Source organism: Streptomyces sp. NPDC012637, assembly GCF_042954805.1.
In the GTDB taxonomy this organism is placed as follows: domain Bacteria; phylum Actinomycetota; class Actinomycetes; order Streptomycetales; family Streptomycetaceae; genus Streptomyces.
This window is the reverse complement of the sequence record NZ_JBIBDS010000010.1, coordinates 33,797-49,761: the sequence shown is the minus strand read 5'-3', so window position 1 is coordinate 49,761 and position 15,965 is coordinate 33,797. Positions and strand designations below refer to the sequence as shown.

The 15,965-nt window shown below is 70.9% G+C and carries 13 protein-coding genes and 1 tRNA gene; 7 read left to right on the top strand and 7 right to left on the bottom strand.

Features of this window, described 5'->3' with window-relative positions:
- Nucleotides 1-337: 337 nt before the first annotated feature.
- The 3 genes from ACFY8W_RS33225 (at nucleotide 338) to ACFY8W_RS33215 (ending at nucleotide 4,606) form a co-directional block, all read left to right on the top strand.
- Nucleotides 338-1,717 (top strand): FAD-dependent oxidoreductase, encoded by a 1,380-nt coding sequence (locus ACFY8W_RS33225; RefSeq protein ID WP_391113512.1) that lies wholly within the window; start codon nucleotides 338-340, stop codon nucleotides 1,715-1,717.
- A 225-nt stretch (nucleotides 1,718-1,942) separates the two neighbouring features.
- Nucleotides 1,943-3,247 (top strand): class I SAM-dependent methyltransferase, encoded by a 1,305-nt coding sequence (locus tag ACFY8W_RS33220; protein WP_391113509.1) that lies wholly within the window; start codon nucleotides 1,943-1,945, stop codon nucleotides 3,245-3,247.
- A gap of 150 nt (nucleotides 3,248-3,397) precedes the next feature.
- Complete coding sequence (locus tag ACFY8W_RS33215) at nucleotides 3,398-4,606, top strand: phospholipase D-like domain-containing protein (RefSeq protein WP_391113506.1); 1,209 nt, start codon at nucleotides 3,398-3,400, stop codon at nucleotides 4,604-4,606.
- 63 nt (nucleotides 4,607-4,669) lie between these two features.
- On the opposite strand, the gene ACFY8W_RS33210 is transcribed toward ACFY8W_RS33215, so the two are convergent.
- Together ACFY8W_RS33210 and ACFY8W_RS33205 are read right to left on the bottom strand one after the other, a co-directional pair.
- The gene (locus ACFY8W_RS33210) at nucleotides 4,670-7,198 is read right to left on the bottom strand and encodes an FtsX-like permease family protein (protein ID WP_391113503.1); all 2,529 of its coding nucleotides are present in this window, start codon (nucleotides 7,196-7,198) and stop codon (nucleotides 4,670-4,672) included.
- Nucleotides 7,199-7,324: 126 nt separating this feature from the next.
- Nucleotides 7,325-8,095 (bottom strand): ABC transporter ATP-binding protein, encoded by a 771-nt coding sequence (locus ACFY8W_RS33205; protein WP_384421302.1) that lies wholly within the window; start codon nucleotides 8,093-8,095, stop codon nucleotides 7,325-7,327.
- A gap of 433 nt (nucleotides 8,096-8,528) precedes the next feature.
- Here ACFY8W_RS33205 and ACFY8W_RS33200 point away from each other — a divergent pair.
- Nucleotides 8,529-8,610 (top strand) — tRNA-Leu (locus ACFY8W_RS33200).
- A gap of 118 nt (nucleotides 8,611-8,728) precedes the next feature.
- A complete protein-coding gene (locus ACFY8W_RS33195) occupies nucleotides 8,729-9,631 on the top strand; it encodes a Bax inhibitor-1/YccA family protein (protein ID WP_391113499.1) in 903 nt (300 codons plus the stop codon).
- A gap of 70 nt (nucleotides 9,632-9,701) precedes the next feature.
- On the opposite strand, the gene ACFY8W_RS33190 is transcribed toward ACFY8W_RS33195, so the two are convergent.
- Nucleotides 9,702-10,262, bottom strand: a complete 561-nt coding sequence (locus ACFY8W_RS33190; RefSeq protein WP_391113497.1) for a TetR family transcriptional regulator — start codon at nucleotides 10,260-10,262, stop codon at nucleotides 9,702-9,704.
- 101 nt (nucleotides 10,263-10,363) lie between these two features.
- On the opposite strand from ACFY8W_RS33190, the gene ACFY8W_RS33185 reads away from it, so the two are divergent.
- Nucleotides 10,364-11,239, top strand: a complete 876-nt coding sequence (locus tag ACFY8W_RS33185) for an alpha/beta fold hydrolase (RefSeq protein ID WP_391113494.1) — start codon at nucleotides 10,364-10,366, stop codon at nucleotides 11,237-11,239.
- A 14-nt stretch (nucleotides 11,240-11,253) separates the two neighbouring features.
- On the opposite strand, the gene ACFY8W_RS33180 is transcribed toward ACFY8W_RS33185, so the two are convergent.
- The gene (locus ACFY8W_RS33180) at nucleotides 11,254-11,484 is read right to left on the bottom strand and encodes a DUF4287 domain-containing protein (protein WP_391113492.1); all 231 of its coding nucleotides are present in this window, start codon (nucleotides 11,482-11,484) and stop codon (nucleotides 11,254-11,256) included.
- A gap of 99 nt (nucleotides 11,485-11,583) precedes the next feature.
- Here ACFY8W_RS33180 and ACFY8W_RS33175 point away from each other — a divergent pair, with 99 nt between their 5' ends.
- Nucleotides 11,584-11,913, top strand: coding sequence for a hypothetical protein (locus tag ACFY8W_RS33175; RefSeq protein ID WP_391113490.1), 330 nt, complete (start codon nucleotides 11,584-11,586; stop codon nucleotides 11,911-11,913).
- Between the two features lie 56 nt (nucleotides 11,914-11,969).
- On the opposite strand, the gene ACFY8W_RS33170 is transcribed toward ACFY8W_RS33175, so the two are convergent.
- The 3 genes from ACFY8W_RS33170 to ACFY8W_RS33160 form a co-directional block, all read right to left on the bottom strand.
- Entirely contained in the window at nucleotides 11,970-12,863 is an 894-nt protein-coding gene (locus ACFY8W_RS33170; protein ID WP_391113487.1) for a hypothetical protein, read from the bottom strand.
- Between the two features lie 355 nt (nucleotides 12,864-13,218).
- Nucleotides 13,219-14,439 carry an acetyl-CoA C-acetyltransferase gene (locus ACFY8W_RS33165; RefSeq protein ID WP_391113484.1) on the bottom strand — a complete coding sequence of 407 codons (1,221 nt, stop codon included), beginning with the start codon at nucleotides 14,437-14,439 and terminating at the stop codon, nucleotides 13,219-13,221.
- A gap of 355 nt (nucleotides 14,440-14,794) precedes the next feature.
- Nucleotides 14,795-15,874 (bottom strand): GDSL-type esterase/lipase family protein, encoded by a 1,080-nt coding sequence (locus ACFY8W_RS33160; protein ID WP_391113481.1) that lies wholly within the window; start codon nucleotides 15,872-15,874, stop codon nucleotides 14,795-14,797.
- Between the last annotated feature and the right edge of the window lie 91 nt (nucleotides 15,875-15,965).

Genomic DNA, 15,965 nt, shown 5'->3' with positions numbered 1-15,965 from the left:
GTCGAAAAGGTTCGTGAAGTTCTTCACAAGAGAAAGGGCCCTGATGGCGCCCGAGGAGGGGTCTTGGTCCCTCCGAGGGGCTCCCCAGGGCCCTTTCGCAGGTGCGGAGGCCGATTCGCTCGATGTTTCCATCGTGTGAACGTGCCCTGCGGTTCGGCGTTAAGGAAGGCTCTCCAGGCCAGTTCACAAGGGGTGAACAACGTTCTCCCCCGCACGGTGGTTCCTTTGCTGGACCATGACCTGGGTCACGTGGGCCGCGGAGTGTAGCAGAGGTCCCTCGCATCCTTGTGAAGGGGCGCACGAGCGACCCCCCTGGGAGGGGTGGATACTCGGATGCATGAGCACCACGGAGCGTCCCAGGATCCTCGTAGTAGGCGGCGGGTACGTAGGCCTGTACGCAGCTCGGCGCATCCTCAAGAAGATGCGCTACGCGGAGGCGACCGTCACGGTCGTCGACCCGCGGTCGTACATGACCTACCAGCCCTTCCTCCCCGAAGCCGCCGCCGGCAGCATCTCGCCGCGCCACGTCGTCGTCCCGCTGCGACGCGTCGTGCGCGGAGCCGAGGTGCTCACCGGCCGGGTCACCACCATCGACCAGGACCGCAAGGTCGCCACGATCGCGCCGCTCGTCGGCGAGGCGTACGAGCTGCCGTTCGACTACCTGGTCATCGCGATGGGTGCCGTCTCCCGCACCTTCCCGATCCCCGGCCTCGCCGAGCAGGGCATCGGCATGAAGGGCATCGAGGAGGCCATCGGCCTGCGCAACCACGTCCTCGAGCAGCTCGACAAGGCCGACTCGACCACCGACGAGGAGGTCCGCCGCAAGGCGCTGACCTTCGTCTTCGTGGGCGGCGGCTTCGCCGGCGCGGAGACCATCGGTGAGGTCGAGGACATGGCCCGCGACGCGGCGAAGTACTACCAGAACGTGAAGCGCGAGGACATGCGCTTCATCCTGGTCGACGCCGCCGACAAGATCCTTCCCGAGGTCGGCCCGAAGCTCGGCCAGTACGGCAAGGAGCACCTCGAGGGCCGCGGCATCGAGATCTACCTCCAGACCTCGATGGACTCCTGCGTCGACGGCCACGTCGTGCTGAAGAACGGCCTCGAGGTCGACTCCAACACGATCGTGTGGACCGCCGGTGTGAAGCCGAACCCGGCGCTCGCCCGCTTCGGTCTGCCGCTCGGCCCCCGCGGCCACGTGGACTGCAACGAGAAGCTCCAGGTCAACGGCCTCGACTACGTGTGGGCCGCGGGCGACAACGCCCAGGTCCCGGACATGGCCTCGCGCCGTGCCGGTGTCGAGAACGCCTGGTGCCCGCCGAACGCCCAGCACGCCCTGCGCCAGGCCAAGGTCCTCGGCGACAACGTCGTGGCCGGCATGCGCGGCTTCCCGCAGAAGGAGTACGCGCACTCCAACAAGGGCGCGGTGGCGGGTCTCGGCCTCCACAAGGGCGTCGCGATGATCGTCATGGGCAAGACGAAGATCAAGCTCAAGGGCCGTCTCGCCTGGTACATGCACCGTGGCTACCACGGCATGGCGATGCCGACCTGGAACCGCAAGATCCGCATCTTCGCCGACTGGACCCTGGGCATGTTCCTCAAGCGTGAGGTCGTCTCCCTCGGTGCCATGGAGACGCCGCGCGAGGAGTTCTACGAGGCGGCCAAGCCCGCCCCGGCGCCGGCCGCCCCGGCGCAGGAGAAGGCCAAGGCCTCCTGACACCGGCAGTACCCGCAACACCCCGCAGTACGAGCAGTGCAGCGGTGACAGCAGTACGAGCAGTACACGCAAGGCCGTAAAAGGGCCGTCCGCCATCCGTGGTGCGGACGGCCCTTCGCGTGTTTTTCACAGCGTTTACCCACGCACTGGCATGGCTTCAGCCACGGACGGTGTTCTCCTGGTGACAGGCATTTCTGGGGCACGAGATCACGGAGGTGTTGCACCATGGCCGACGCCGCGTCGCGGCTGACCGCCCTGGCCGAGGACGTCCTGGGAGCGAAGCTCCCGGTGCGGCTGCGGGCCTGGGACGGCAGCGAAGCCGGCCCAGCCGACGGCCCCGTCCTGATCGTGCGCGAGCGCCGCGCCCTGCGCCGTCTGCTGTGGAAGCCGGGCGAGCTGGGCCTCGCGCGCGCCTGGGTGGCGGGCGAGATCGACGTCGAGGGCGATCTCTACGAGGTCCTGGACAGGCTCGCCGGCTTCCTCTGGGAACGCGGCGAGGAGTCGCGCGGCGCCCTGGAGGCCGTGCGCGACCCGAAGGTGCGTGCGGCGGCGAAGGCGCTGCTGAGGCTGGCGGGCCCGTTCCCGCCGCCGAAGCCGCCGGTGGAGGAGATGCGCGGCCGCAGTGGCACCCGGCACACCAAGCGCCGGGACAAGCAGGCGATCAGCCATCACTACGACGTGGGCAACGACTTCTACGAGCTGGTGCTCGGTCCCTCGATGGTCTACTCGTGCGCGTACTGGACCGACGGCGGGACCCTGGAGGAGGCCCAGCGCGACAAGCTGGACCTGATCGCCCGCAAGCTGAGCCTCAAGGAGGGCGACCGGCTGCTCGACGTGGGCTGCGGCTGGGGCTCGATGGCGATCCACGCGGCCCGGGAGTACGGCGCGCGGGTGGTCGGCATCACGCTGTCGCGCGAGCAGGCGGCGTTCGCCCGCAAGCGGATCGCGGACGAGGGTCTGACCGACCGGATCGAGATCCGGGTCCAGGACTACCGGGACGTCGCGGACGGCCCGTTCGACGCGATCTCGTCGATCGGCATGGCCGAGCACGTGGGCGCGGAGCGCTACCGGGAGTACGCGGACGTGCTGTACCGGCTCCTGAAGCCGGGCGGGCGGCTGCTCAACCACCAGATCGCACGCCGCCCGGAGCCCGACGAGGAGGCGTACCAGGTGGACGCCTTCATCGACGCGTACGTGTTCCCGGACGGCGAACTGGCCCCGATGGGCCGGACCCTGACGACCCTTGAGGACGCGGGCTTCGAGGTGCGCGACGTGGAGGCGATCCGCGAGCACTACGCGCTGACGCTGCGCCGCTGGGTGGCGAACCTGGAGCGGGAGTGGGAGAAGGCGGTCCGGCTGACCTCGCCGGGCCGGGCGAGGATCTGGCGGCTGTACATGGCGGCCTCGGCGGTGTCCTTCGAGCGCAACCGGATCGGTGTCAACCAGTTCCTCGCGGTGCGGACGCCGGAGTCGGGCACGAGCGGGCTGCCGTTGCGGTCCCGGGTGTGGAGCGAGTCCCGGGAGGGCTGACGGGTCCCGGAGGGACCGGCACCCAACGGCGTTGATACGTTCGGAACTTCGCACTCCGGGTAGGCGGGGTGTCGGTCGAACCGGCACCCCGCCTCCTTCGGGTCCGGTTTGTCATGCATATGCCGTTCTGCTCGTTCCGAGGGGGAACTCTTGCGCCGTCCCACCCGCCTCCTGCTCGCGCTGGCCGCCGCCGTCGGCCTGCTCGCCGTCCCGTCACCGGCGGGCGCCGCCGACGCCCCGGTCACCACCACCGCCACCTTCAACGACCCGTCGGGCGACGCCACCGCCCAGAACCGGGTCCGCGACCACATCGTCGACCTCGTCGGCCGGGCCCCGGCGGGCTCCACCATCACCGCCGGGCTCTACACCTTCACCGACGACAGCGTCACCGACGCCCTCGGCGCCGCGAAGACCCGCGGCGTGAACGTCCGGGTGATCGTCGACCACACCTCCGCCACCATGGCCGGCGGCGAGTACGACCGGCTGGTGACCCGCCTCGGCACCGACCGCACCCAGGGCTCCTGGGTCTTCGCCTGCCCGGCCGGCCGCGGCTGCATCGGCTCCCGGCAGCTGCCCGGCGACACCGACGGCGCCATCAACCACAACAAGTTCTGGCTGTTCTCCAGCACCGGCGGCGCGGACGACGTCGTCGTCCAGACCTCCGCCAACATGACCGGCGTCCAGCGCACCGACCTCTTCAACAACGCCGTCACCATCGTCGACAGCGGCCTCTACGGCATCTACCAGGCCTACTTCGCCGACCTGCTGCACCACGGCTCCTCGACGGGCGGCCTGAACCACTACTACAAGACCCCGACCAGCGGCACCGGCCCCTACAAGGCGTACTTCTTCCCGCGCCAGGAGGCCTCCGGCAGCTCGTACGACTCCGACGCGAGCACCGACACCGTCAAGCTGATCCTCGACAACGTCAGCTGCGCCGGCGGCGCCACGCAGATCCGCATGGCCGCCAACCTCTTCACCCGCGACGAGGTCGCGAGCAAGCTCGTCGCCCTGAAGAACGCCGGCTGCTCGGTGGTCCTCGCCCACGACGGCGCTCCCGGCTCGATGAGCGCGGGCGTCGAGTCGGTGATCTCCGGCAAGCTCACCCAGCGCGTCCAGTGCTACGAGGACCGGGGCACCGGCGTCGCCAAGGCGGGCCTGCACTCCAAGTACCTGCTGGTCGAGGGCACGTACGACGGCGTGGCCGGCCGGAAGCTGGTGTGGACCGGCAGCCACAACTACACCTACCCGGCGCTGCGGGCCAACGACGAGACACTCCTGAAGATCGACGACGCGGCGCTCTACGGCCTGTACAAGGCCAACCACCAGTACCTGATGACGTACTGCGCGGGCAGCTGACACCGGGCTACGCCGAAGGGCCGGGTTCCCACGGGAACCCGGCCCTCCGTGTCGTACGGAGACCTACTCGGCCTTGATCGCGGCCAGCATGTTCAGCTTCGCCGCGCTGCGCGCCGGCCACAGGGCGGCCAGGACGCCGACCAGTCCGGCGAGGAGCAGGAAGATCCCGATCCGGCCCCACGGCAGGACCAACGCGTAGTCCGGCAGGCTGTGCTTCAGCGTCTCGCCGATCGCCCAGCCCAGGAAGGAGCCGAGGGCGATGCCGACCACCGCGCCGAACAGCGAGATGACCACGGCCTCCAGACGGACCATCCGCTTCACCCGGCGCCGGTCGAGACCGATCGCCCGCAGCATGCCGATCTCCTGCTGCCGCTCGAAGACCGACATCGCGAGGGTGTTGACGACACCGAGCACCGCGATGATCAGGGCCATCGCCAGCAGGCCGTACATGATGTTCAGCATCATGTTGATGACGCCGCCGAACTGGTCGCGCATGTCCTTCTGGTCCATGACCGTCACGGCCGGGTTGTCGCCGAGCGACTTCGTCACGGCCTTCTCGGCCGCGGCCGACGCGCCGCCGTCCATCTTCACGTAGATCTCGCGGATGTACGGCTTGGGGTCGTGCGCGCTGAGGATCTTCGCGTCCAGGACCATCGGCGAGACGAACTCGCTGGCCTCGTAGACCGCGCCGACCTTCAGCTCGCCCTTCTTCTTGTCGGCGTACTCGACCGGAAGCGTCGAGCCGACCTTCCAGCCCCGCTTCTCGGCCGTCTTGTCGTCGACAGCGACCTGGCCCTCGGCGAGCGTGCCGAGCGAGCCGTTCACGACGTGGAGGTTGAGCACCTTCTCGACGTCGCCCGGCGTGACACCGGAGACGGACTTGAAGTCGCCCTTCACCTGCACCCAGCCGGCCTGCTGCGGGGAGACCGCGACGGCGCCCGGGGCCTTGCGCACGGCGTCCAGCGCGGCCTGGCTGAGCCCCTCGCCGCTCGCCATGGTGATCATGTAGTCGGCCTTGATCTGGTCGGTCGTCATCCGGTCCACGGCCGAGCCGACGGTGGCGCCGAGGACCGAGAGACCGGTGACCAGGGTGAGGCCGATGGCCAGCGCGGAGGCGGTGGCACCGGTGCGGCGCGGGTTGCGGACCGCGTTCTGGCCGGCCAGGGTGCCGGCCACACCGAAGGCCTTGAGGACGGGGCGGGCCAGCGCGATCACCGGGCGGGACAGCAGCGGGATCAGCACGATCACACCGATGAGGGCGAGGAACGCGCCTCCGGCGATCATCATCCGGCCCTCGTCGCCGCCCTGGGAGGCGCCGACGGCGATGGCGCCCGTGCCGAGGGCGGTGACGATCGCGCCGATGGTGTTGCGGACCACCAGGGACTTCGTGGTGGCGACCGCGTGGACGCTGCTCATCGCGGCGACCGGCGGGATCTTCGCGGCCCGGCGGCCCGGCAGGAACGCGGCCAGCATGGTGACGAGGACACCGACGGCGAGCGCCGAGACCAGCGGGGTGGCGCCGATGACCAGCTCACCGGCCGGGACCTTCAGGCCGAAGGCGTTCATGCCGCTGCGCAGGCCCGCGGCGAGACCGATGCCGAGCCCGAAGCCGATCACGGAGGCGACCAGACCGACCAGACCGGCCTCCGCGAGCACGGAGCGGGTGATCTGCTTGCGCGAGGCGCCCACGGCGCGCATCAGCGCGAGCTCCTTGGTGCGCTGCGCGACCAGCATGGTGAAGGTGTTGGAGATCAGGAAGATGCCGACGAAGAGCGCGATGCCGGCGAAGCCGAGCAGCATCTGGTTGAGCGCGCCGAGGCCCGCCTCGATGTCCTTGGCCTGCTGGTCGGCCAGCTCCTGACCGGTCTGCGCGTCGGCCTTGTCGCCGACGACCGGCTTCACGGCCGCGAGGATCTTGTCCGCGTCGGCGCCCGGCTCGGCGCTGACGTTGATGTCCATGAAGTGACCGGGCCGGAGGAACAGCTTCTGGGCGACGTCGGTGTCGAACAGCACGAGGCTGCCGCCGGCGTTCACGGCGCCGTCCTCGGTGGTGAAGACACCCGCGAGGGTGTAGGTCTCCACGGGGCCGTTGGTGGCCACGCGGACCCGGTCGCCGACGTGGTAGCCGCCCTTGTCGGCGGTCTCCTTGTCGAGCGCGATCTCGTCGTCCTTCACGGGACCCGTGCCGGAGACGAAGGCGTACGCGGAGTCCTTGCCGTTCTTGCCGGGCGCGAAGTTGGTGCCCTTGTTGGACCAGCCGGCGCCGATCAGCTTGCCGCCCTTGTCCGGCACGCCGGCGAAGCCGTTGACACGGCCGGTGGCGTCGGCGACGCCGTCGAGGGCGGCGATCTTCTGCCGCGTCTGCTCGGACAGGCCGGGCGTGGCGTTCGGGTCGTTCTGGTTCGGCGCCGCGCTGACGGCGACGGCGATGTCGTCGTAGCTCTTGGCCGACTGGTTGCGGAAGGCCTGGGACAGGGTGTCGGTGAAGACGAGGGTGCCGGACACGAAGGCCACGCCGAGCATCACGGCGAGGACGGTCATCAGCAGCCTGGCCTTGTGCGCGAGCACATTGCGCAGGGCGGTACGGAACATGGCTGTGGAGTCCTGGAGGAAGAGGGCGGGTCGGCGCGGGCCGACGGGGCCGGGGCGGAGCCCCGTGGAGGAGGGGAGGCAGGCTCGGGGCCGGCCGGCGGGTCGTGCCGGGCGGGCCCCGCCGCCTCAGCTCGTGCGGCCCTTCGCGTCGAAGGCCTTCATGCGGTCGAGCACACCGTCCGCCGTCGGGTGGAGCATCTCGTCGACGATCCGGCCGTCGGCCAGGAAGATCACGCGGTCCGCGTAGGAGGCGGCGACCGGGTCGTGGGTCACCATCACCACGGTCTGGCCGAGCTCGCGCACCGAGTTGCGCAGGAAGCCGAGGACCTCGGCGCCGGAGCGGGAGTCGAGGTTTCCGGTCGGCTCGTCACCGAAGATGATCTCCGGCTTGGAGGCCAGCGCGCGGGCCACGGCCACGCGCTGCTGCTGGCCGCCGGAGAGCTGGGCGGGGCGGTGGCTGAGCCGTCCGGACAGGCCGATCATGTCGATGACCTGCTGCACCCACTGCTTGTCGGGCTTGCGGCCCGCGATGTCCATCGGCAGCGTGATGTTCTCGAGCGCGGTGAGCGTCGGCAGCAGGTTGAACGCCTGGAAGATGAAGCCGATCTTGTCCCGGCGCAGCTGGGTGAGCTGCTTGTCCTTCAGGGTGCCGAGCTCGGTGTCGCCGATCCGGACGGAGCCGGAGGAGAAGGAGTCGAGTCCGGCCACACAGTGCATGAGGGTCGACTTGCCGGAGCCGGAGGGGCCCATGATCGCGGTGAACTCGCCGCGGCCGAAGCCCACGGTGACCCGGTCGAGTGCGACCACCTGGGTCTCACCCTGTCCGTAGACCTTCGTCAGGTCGGTGGCGTGGGCGGCCACCGCGGTGGCGCGGTGCACGGTGGGGGTGGTGGTCACGACGGCGACTCCTGTCACTGCGGCTGATCGGGAACCACTCCATCGTGTCGTTCGTTCCGGCGCGGGTCGTCCGTCCACGTACCCGTTCCCGGGGCAGCCTGGAGTCGGACGCCCGGGCCCGCTGTCCTCCTGAGGTATGACGGCCGACCCTGAGGCGGGGCCGCGGTCCGGAGCCTCCCGCCCCCGCGCGCCGGGTCCGCGCGGCCGCGCGGGGCGAAGGTGACGAAGTCGGTACGAACCTGCGGCGAGTTTTCGTCAATCCGGCCCTGACGTCTTTGCGGCCGCGAGCCCGGTCGCGCTTTGCTCCGGTGCCCCTCACCTGCACTGACACACCCTCAGGTGTCAATAAAATAAGACAACATCGGGCCGGCGTTCCGCTGAACGGGCGACGCGCCCCGATAGGCTCCTGTGCCAACGCGGAGGTTCGCGCCCCGCCCGGATGGTGGAATGCAGACACGGCGAGCTTAAACCTCGCTGGCCTTCAGGCCGTACCGGTTCGAATCCGGTTCCGGGCACTCCTCGACGCCCTCTCGACACGATCGTATAAAGATCCTCCCCCAGCACGAGGGGGTTTCTTTTGCCCTCGCATTACTCTTGACGCAAGGCCGCGCAGTGCGGCCATGGAGGAGTGAGATGAGGAGCAGCAACCCGGTCTTCTCGCGACGGGGGTTCAGCCGCGACAACGGCTACGCCGGCTTCAACGCGCAGCAGCCGCAGGCCGGGGGCCCCGCCGTCGGAACCAACCCGTACGCGACCGGCAACCCCTACGCGCAGGGTGAGGCCAACCCGTACGCGACCAACCCCTACGCGCCGCAGGACACCCAGCTCGGCGCGCCGCAGCAGGTCCGCGGCAACGTGATGACGATCGACGACGTGGTCAGCCGTACGGCGATCACGCTCGGCACGGTCGTGGTCACCGCCGTCCTGTCCTGGCTGCTGCTGCCGGTCGACCCGGCGAACCTGGGCAAGTCCTACGCCATCGGCGTCGGCGCGGGCCTGGTGGCCCTGGTCCTGTCGCTCGTCCAGTCCTTCAAGCGCAAGGCGTCGCCGGCGCTGATCCTGGCGTACGCGGCCTTCGAGGGCGTCTTCCTCGGCGTGATCTCGGCGGCCGTCTCGACGTACATCGCCGACGGCGTCGTCGCGCAGGCCGTGCTCGGCACCATGGCGGTCTTCGCCGGCGTGCTGATCGCGTACAAGATGCGCTGGATCCGCGTCACCCGCCGCTTCTACGGCTTCGTGATGGCGGCCGCGATCGGCTTCGTGCTGCTGATGGCGGTCAACATGCTGTTCGCCGTCTTCGGCGGCGGTGACGGCCTGGGCTTCCGCAGCGGCGGCCTCGGCATCATGTTCGGTGTCATCGGCATCATCCTGGGCGCGTGCTTCCTGGCCCTCGACTTCAAGCAGGTCGAGGACGGCATCACGTACGGCGCTCCGCGCGAGGAGTCCTGGCTGGCGGCCTTCGGCCTCACCATGACCCTGGTGTGGATCTACATGGAGTTCCTGCGCCTGCTGTCGATCCTCCAGGGCGACGACTGACGCACCGCGTGACACCACGTGACACGGGAAGGGCCCGTCCGGCAGCAGCCGGGCGGGCCCTTCCGCGTGCTCAGTCCACGTGGGCGTCCAGGAGCACCCGGGCGGCGTCCTTGGCCTGGGCCGCGGGCTCGGAGGTGCCGTTGATGCCGGCGACGGCCATGGCGCCGTTGGCGAGCAGGGCCAGCTGGTCGGCGAGGGCGGGCGGGGCGTTCAGGGCGGTGGTCTGCTCGGCGAAGTAGTCCCGCAGGGCCTGCTTGTGGCCGCGCGCGATGTCGGCGATGTCGGGGGAGATGCCGCCCATCTCGCCGAAGGTGTTGATGAAGGCGCAGCCCCGGAAGCCGGGGTCGGCGAACCAGTCGCCGAGGTAGTCGAAGACCGCGAGGGCCCGCTGGTACGGCGATGTGGCGTGGGTGGCCCCGTGGGCGGCGATGGCCTCGCGCACGGCGGCGTCACGGCGCTTGAGCACCGCCCAGACCAGGTGGTCCTTGGACGGGAAGAGCTGGTAGAGGCGCTTCAGGGAGACGCCCGACGCGCCGCGGATGGCGTCCATGCCGACGGCCTGGACGCCCTTCTCGTCGAAGAGGGCCTCGGCCGTCTCCAGGAGCTTCAGCTCCGCGGTCTCCGCGTCCATACCGATCACTCCCCGGGTAGCGGGCTTGCATGAGAACCATCGTTCTCCTACTCTACAAGGCATCGGGAGAACGATCGTTCTCCATCGGATGGGGAGGTCCCATGTCCAGCTTCGCCCTGCGCTCCCGCACCACGACCGTCGACGGCCTGGAGGTCTTCTACCGCGAGGCCGGAGACCCGTCCCGGCCCACCCTGGTGCTGCTGCACGGCTTCCCGAGCAGCTCGCACATGTACCGGGGGCTGATGGCCGAGCTGGCCGACACGTACCACCTGGTCGCGCCCGACCACATCGGCTTCGGCGCCTCCGCCGCGCCCGCCGTGGACGCCTTCGACTACAGCTTCGAGAAGCTCACCGAGATCACCCTCGGACTGCTCGACCGGCTCGGCGTCGACCGCTTCGCGCTCTACATCCAGGACTACGGCGCGCCTATCGGCCTGCGCATCGCCTCCCGGCACCCCGAGCGGGTCACCGCGATCGTCACCCAGAGCGGCAACGCCTACCTGGAGGGCTTCACGCCCTTCTGGGACGTGCTCTTCGCCCACGCCGAGGACCGGAAGGCCAACGAGGAGGGCGTACGCGCGCTGCTCACCCCCGAGGCCACCCGCTGGCAGTACACCCACGGCGTCCCGGCCGACCGGCTCGACCGGATCGGCCCGGAGACCTGGTCCCTGGACCAGGCGGGCCTCGACCGGCCGGGCAACCAGGAGATCCAGCTCCAGCTCTTCTGGGACTACCAGTTCAACCTGGACGGCTACCCGGCCTTCCAGGAGTACTTCCGCACCCACCGGCCGCCGCTGCTGGCCGCCTGGGGCCGGGGCGACGAGATCTTCGGCCCGGCCGGCGCCGAGGCCTTCGCCCGCGACCTGCCGGACGCGGAGATCCATCTCCTCGACGCCGGGCACTTCGCCCTGGAGACGCACGGCGAGGAGATCGCGGAACTGGTCCGCGACTTCCTCGGCCGTCACGTCGGGAAGTGACCCGGAGAACGCCGTCAGATCATGCGGCGGGCGGCCCTCCGCAGGTCGTACTCGTGGATGATCGCCTTGGCGTGGCCGTAGGCGAGACCGTGCTCGCCGCGCAGCCAGCTGACCTTCTCTTCGAAGCGGATGAGGGAGGGGCCCTCCTCGACGGCCCGCAGCCAGTCGGAGATCTCACGACCGGTGCATCGGGGGATACGGGCGAGCAGATTGCGGTGGGTCTCTTCGGAGAATGCGTGGGACATCGGCGCCTCCGGACGCGTTGTGCCTGTGCTCCTTCACGTCACCGTGCCCGAGCGTTCGCCCGTTGGCAATGGTCCCCGGACGGCGCGTAGGGTCGCGGAGTGCGTGATACGACCGAACTGACCGCCGCCGCCGAGCGCTTCGCCGACCGGCTGCGGGCCGCCCCGCAGAGCCGCCTCCAGCGCGGCGCGGCAGCCGAAGGCCTGGCCCTGGCCAGGGAGTTGGCCACCCGGGCGCAGCGCCTCGAGACCCCCGGCCGGGAGCCGCGGACCATGCCGGACGCCGGCGTCTTCGCGGTCGCCGACCAACTCGCGGTCGCCGCCGTGGATCTGGCCGAAAGCATGCGAACGGCCCCGGCGGACGCCCCGGAGGGCGACCTGGACGAGGCCGTGAGGCTGGTACGGGAGGCGGAGGCCCGGGCGGGCCTGTAGAGGCCGCCGGCGGGCCCCTGTGAGGCCCTGGGGGCCTTCGCGGGCCCCTGCGGGTCCTACAGGCTGGCGATCACGCGGTCGGCGAGGATGTACACGTTGTCCTCGGCCGCGTCGCCGCACGAGAAGGTCAGCGCGTAGGCACCGGACACGCCGGAGCCGCCGAGCAGGACCGGGGAGTGGCCGCAGCGGAGCGCCTCGGCGAGGCGCTCGGCCGTCTCGCGGTGGCCCGGGGTCATACAGAGCGTGGTGCCGTCGGCGAAGACGTACACGTCCAGCGTGCCCAGCGGGCCGGGGCGGACGTCGGTCAGCGCGGTGCCGGTGTCGGCGAGCTCCTCGAGACGGGCCACCGTGCGCTCGTGGTCGGTGACCACGGGCGTACGGACCGGCACGAAGTCGGGGTGCGAGGGGTGGCGGCGGCGTGCCGCGGCCAGCTCGGGGGAGTCCTCGGTGTACTCGCCGGCGCCGGTGAGCTCCGGGAACTCCTCGAGGGCGTCGAAGGTGTCGAACACCTCCAGCGGGTCCTGCGCGGCGGTCTCGCGGCCGTCGAGCGCGGCGGCCTCCGCCTCCATGGCCTCCAGGGCCATCGCCTCGAGGCCCACGAAGTCGGCCTGGCGCGGGACGAAGTACGGGCCCTCCTCGGCCGGGCCGACCGTGCCGCCGAGCAGCGACGGGGCGTCGGCGGCGTCACGCGCCTCCTGCGCGGCCCAGAAGGCCCGCGCCTCGGCGAGCTCGCGCTCGCGCTCCTCGGCCAGCGCCTCGGCGACCGCGGCCCGTATCTCGGCGGCGGGCGTCTGCCGGGCCGCGGGGACGGACACGCCCTGTGTCGCGGCGAGTTCGCCACGCAGCGCGGTGATCTGCTTACGGAGGGCGTGGGCCGAGTGCAGGGCGGCGGCGCCCACAGCCGTGGCAGCGGCGGTGGTCACCAGCAGGGCAAGAGACAGTGCGCTCACTGACGTACTCCCGATTCCGAGTCGATCCCCCGACTTCCTACATCAGAGTGTCGTGGGGTGGCGCCGCCTGTCAGTGCATTACGTCACGAAATGGACAGGTATTTGTGCCAGGTGTTTAGTCCCGATACCCCTGTGACCTGGGAAAAGAACACTCCCCCGGGATGTATGTCACATCCTGGGGGAGATTCGGTCACGGCTTGGACGCGGCGTGGTTAGGAGAGGCCCGGATGGGCTTAGGGCAGCCGCGCCCCAGCTCAGCTCAGCCGCGCCTCTTTCCTGGTCGCGCTGAGCCTCGCCTCCGCTGCGGGCAGGTGCCGCCCTCGTCCCTCGGGCGACCCCTACCCTCCGCTGCGGCTCAGCTCAGCCGCTCGATGACCATGGCCATGCCCTGGCCGCCGCCGACGCACATGGTCTCCAGGCCGAACTGCTTGTCGTGGAACTGGAGGCTGTTGATGAGCGTGCCGGTGATGCGGGCGCCGGTCATGCCGAACGGGTGGCCGACGGCGATGGCGCCACCGTTGACGTTGACCTTGTCCAGGTCGAAGCCCAGGTCCCGGTAGGACGGGATGACCTGCGCGGCGAAGGCCTCGTTGATCTCGACCAGGTCGATGTCGCCCGTGGTGAGACCGGCACGCTGCAGCGCCTGCTTCGACGCCTCGACCGGACCGAGGCCCATGATCTCCGGCGACAGGCCGGAGACGCCGGTGGAGACGATCCGGGCCAGCGGGGTCAGGCCCAGCTCGCGCGCCTTGGTGTCGGACATGATGACGAGCGCGGCGGCGCCGTCGTTCAGCGGGCAGCAGTTGCCGGCCGTGACGAGCCCGTCGGGACGGAAGACCGGCTTGAGGCCGGAGACGCCCTCCAGGGTCACGCCCGCACGCGGGCCGTCGTCCTGGGAGACGACCGTGCCGTCCGGCAGCGTGACCGGGGTGATCTCCCGCTCCCAGAACCCGTTCTTGATGGCCTGCTCGGCGAGGTTCTGCGAGCGCACGCCGAACTCGTCCATGTCCTGGCGCGTGACGCCCTTCCAGCGCGCCAGGTTCTCGGCGGTCTGGCCCATGGCGATGTACGCGTCGGGGACCAGGCCGTCCTCGCGCGGGTCGTGCCAGGTGGAGCCCTCGGACTCGGCGACGGCCTTGGTGCGCTCCTCGGCCTCGGCGAAGAACGGGTTGTGCGTGTCCGGCAGCGAGTCGGAGTTGCCCTTCACGAACCGGGAGACCATCTCGACACCGGCCGAGATGAAGACGTCGCCCTCGCCGGCCTTGATGGCGTGCAGCGCCATGCGCGAGGTCTGCAGCGACGAGGAGCAGTAGCGCGTGATGGTGCAGCCCGGCAGGTGGTCCATCCCCATCTGCACGGCCACGATCCGGCCCAGGTTGTTGCCCTGCTCACCGCCGGGCAGACCACAGCCGAGCATCAGGTCGTCGATGTCGCGCGGGTCCAGCTCGGGCACCTTGGCGAGGGCGGCCTGGATGATCGTGGCGGTCAGGTCGTCGGGACGCAGGTCCTTCAGGGAGCCCTTGAAGGCACGGCCGATCGGCGAGCGGGCGGTCGAGACGATGACTGCTTCGGGCATCACGGCTCCAGGAGGTGCTGGGTGGGCGGACAGAAAGGGAAGTTACCCGTACGTACCGCGCGGGTCACCGCCCCGACGATGTGATGCGGACCTCTTTTCTAAGCGCTCGCTCAGTAAACGCTTCCGGGGCCCGCTCCCAGTGTCCCGGAACGGACCCGAGGCCGACGACGGCGGGAAGGGCCACCACCCCGGCGGAGGCTCCGGCCCCCGCAGGCCCACGGTCCGGGGCCGCGGGCACGGGCCCGCAGGCACAGGGCCCGCGGGCGGCACGGCCCAGGGCCCGGGCCCGCCAGGCCCACGGGCCCGCCCAGTCCGGGCCAGGCCGCCCCAGGCCGGGTCGAACGCCGGCCGGAGCTCAGGGCTCCCGGGAGAACCGCGGCGCTCCCTCCGCAGCAGCCGCATCGCCCTCCACGGCGCCCACGGCGTCCGGCACCGGCAGCCGCCGACGCCGCCGGTGCTTCAGCAGCGCCCACGGCGCCCGCGCCCCCGTGACCTCCGTGCCGGCCTCCTTCGCCGCCTCGGCCGCCGCCTTCGCCACCGGCAGCATGTTCTCGTGCCGCGCCACGTCGATCCGGTCGGCCTCCGGCCACATCCCGAGCGCCGCGCAGACGGTCGGCAGGACCGCCATCGCGGCCGTCGCGTAGCCCTCCGCCGAGGGGTGGAAGTTGTCCACGCCGAACATCTCGCGCGGGTTCGCCGCGAACTCCGGCCCCAGCAGGTCGCCCAGCGACACCGTCCGGCCGCCCTGCTCGATCACCACGATCGTCTGCGCCGCCGCGAGCTGCCGCGAGGCCCGCCGTGCCAGCCAGCGCAGCGGCTGGTAGACGGGCTCGATCGTGCCCAGATCCGGGCAGGTGCCGACCACCACCTCGGCGCCCGCCGTCCGCAGCCGCCGCACCGCCGCCGCGAGACAGCGCACCGACTGGGTCGCGGGCATCCGGTGGGTGACGTCGTTCGCGCCGATCATGATCACGCACACGTCGGGCGGCCCGTTCGGCGAGGCGAGCAGCAGCGAGACCTGCCGCTCGAGGTCGTCCGAGCGCGCGCCGGACAGCGCGACGTTCCGCAGGTCCACGGGCCGCTCGGCCACCGCCGCGAGGCCGGAGGCGATCAGCGCGCCCGGCGTCTGACCGGCCCGGCGCACGCCTTGGCCGGCGGCCGTGGAATCACCCAGAAGGGCCAGCCGGAGCGGCGGCTCGGAGCCGTGCTGCCCAGTGGCGAGCTGTCCGGTGGCGGGCTGTCCGGAGCCGTAGGACCGCCCGTAGCGCCCCTCCGCGCCCGGCGGCAGCGGTGCCACGCCGCCCCCCACCGACTTCTTCGCCAGTGCGACCTCCGCCAGGAGCACCCCCACGGCCGCCACGCCGAGGAGTCCGATGCTCCCGCCGCCGTACGCCGCGCCCGCCGCGATCCGCCGCGCCACCCTCGCCCTGGACATCGGGCCGCCACCTCCTTCGAGCCGTCTCGGTTACTCACTGCCCCGTAACCGGCTCCGACTACGCATCCCACGGAATACGCTGGCAGCACCA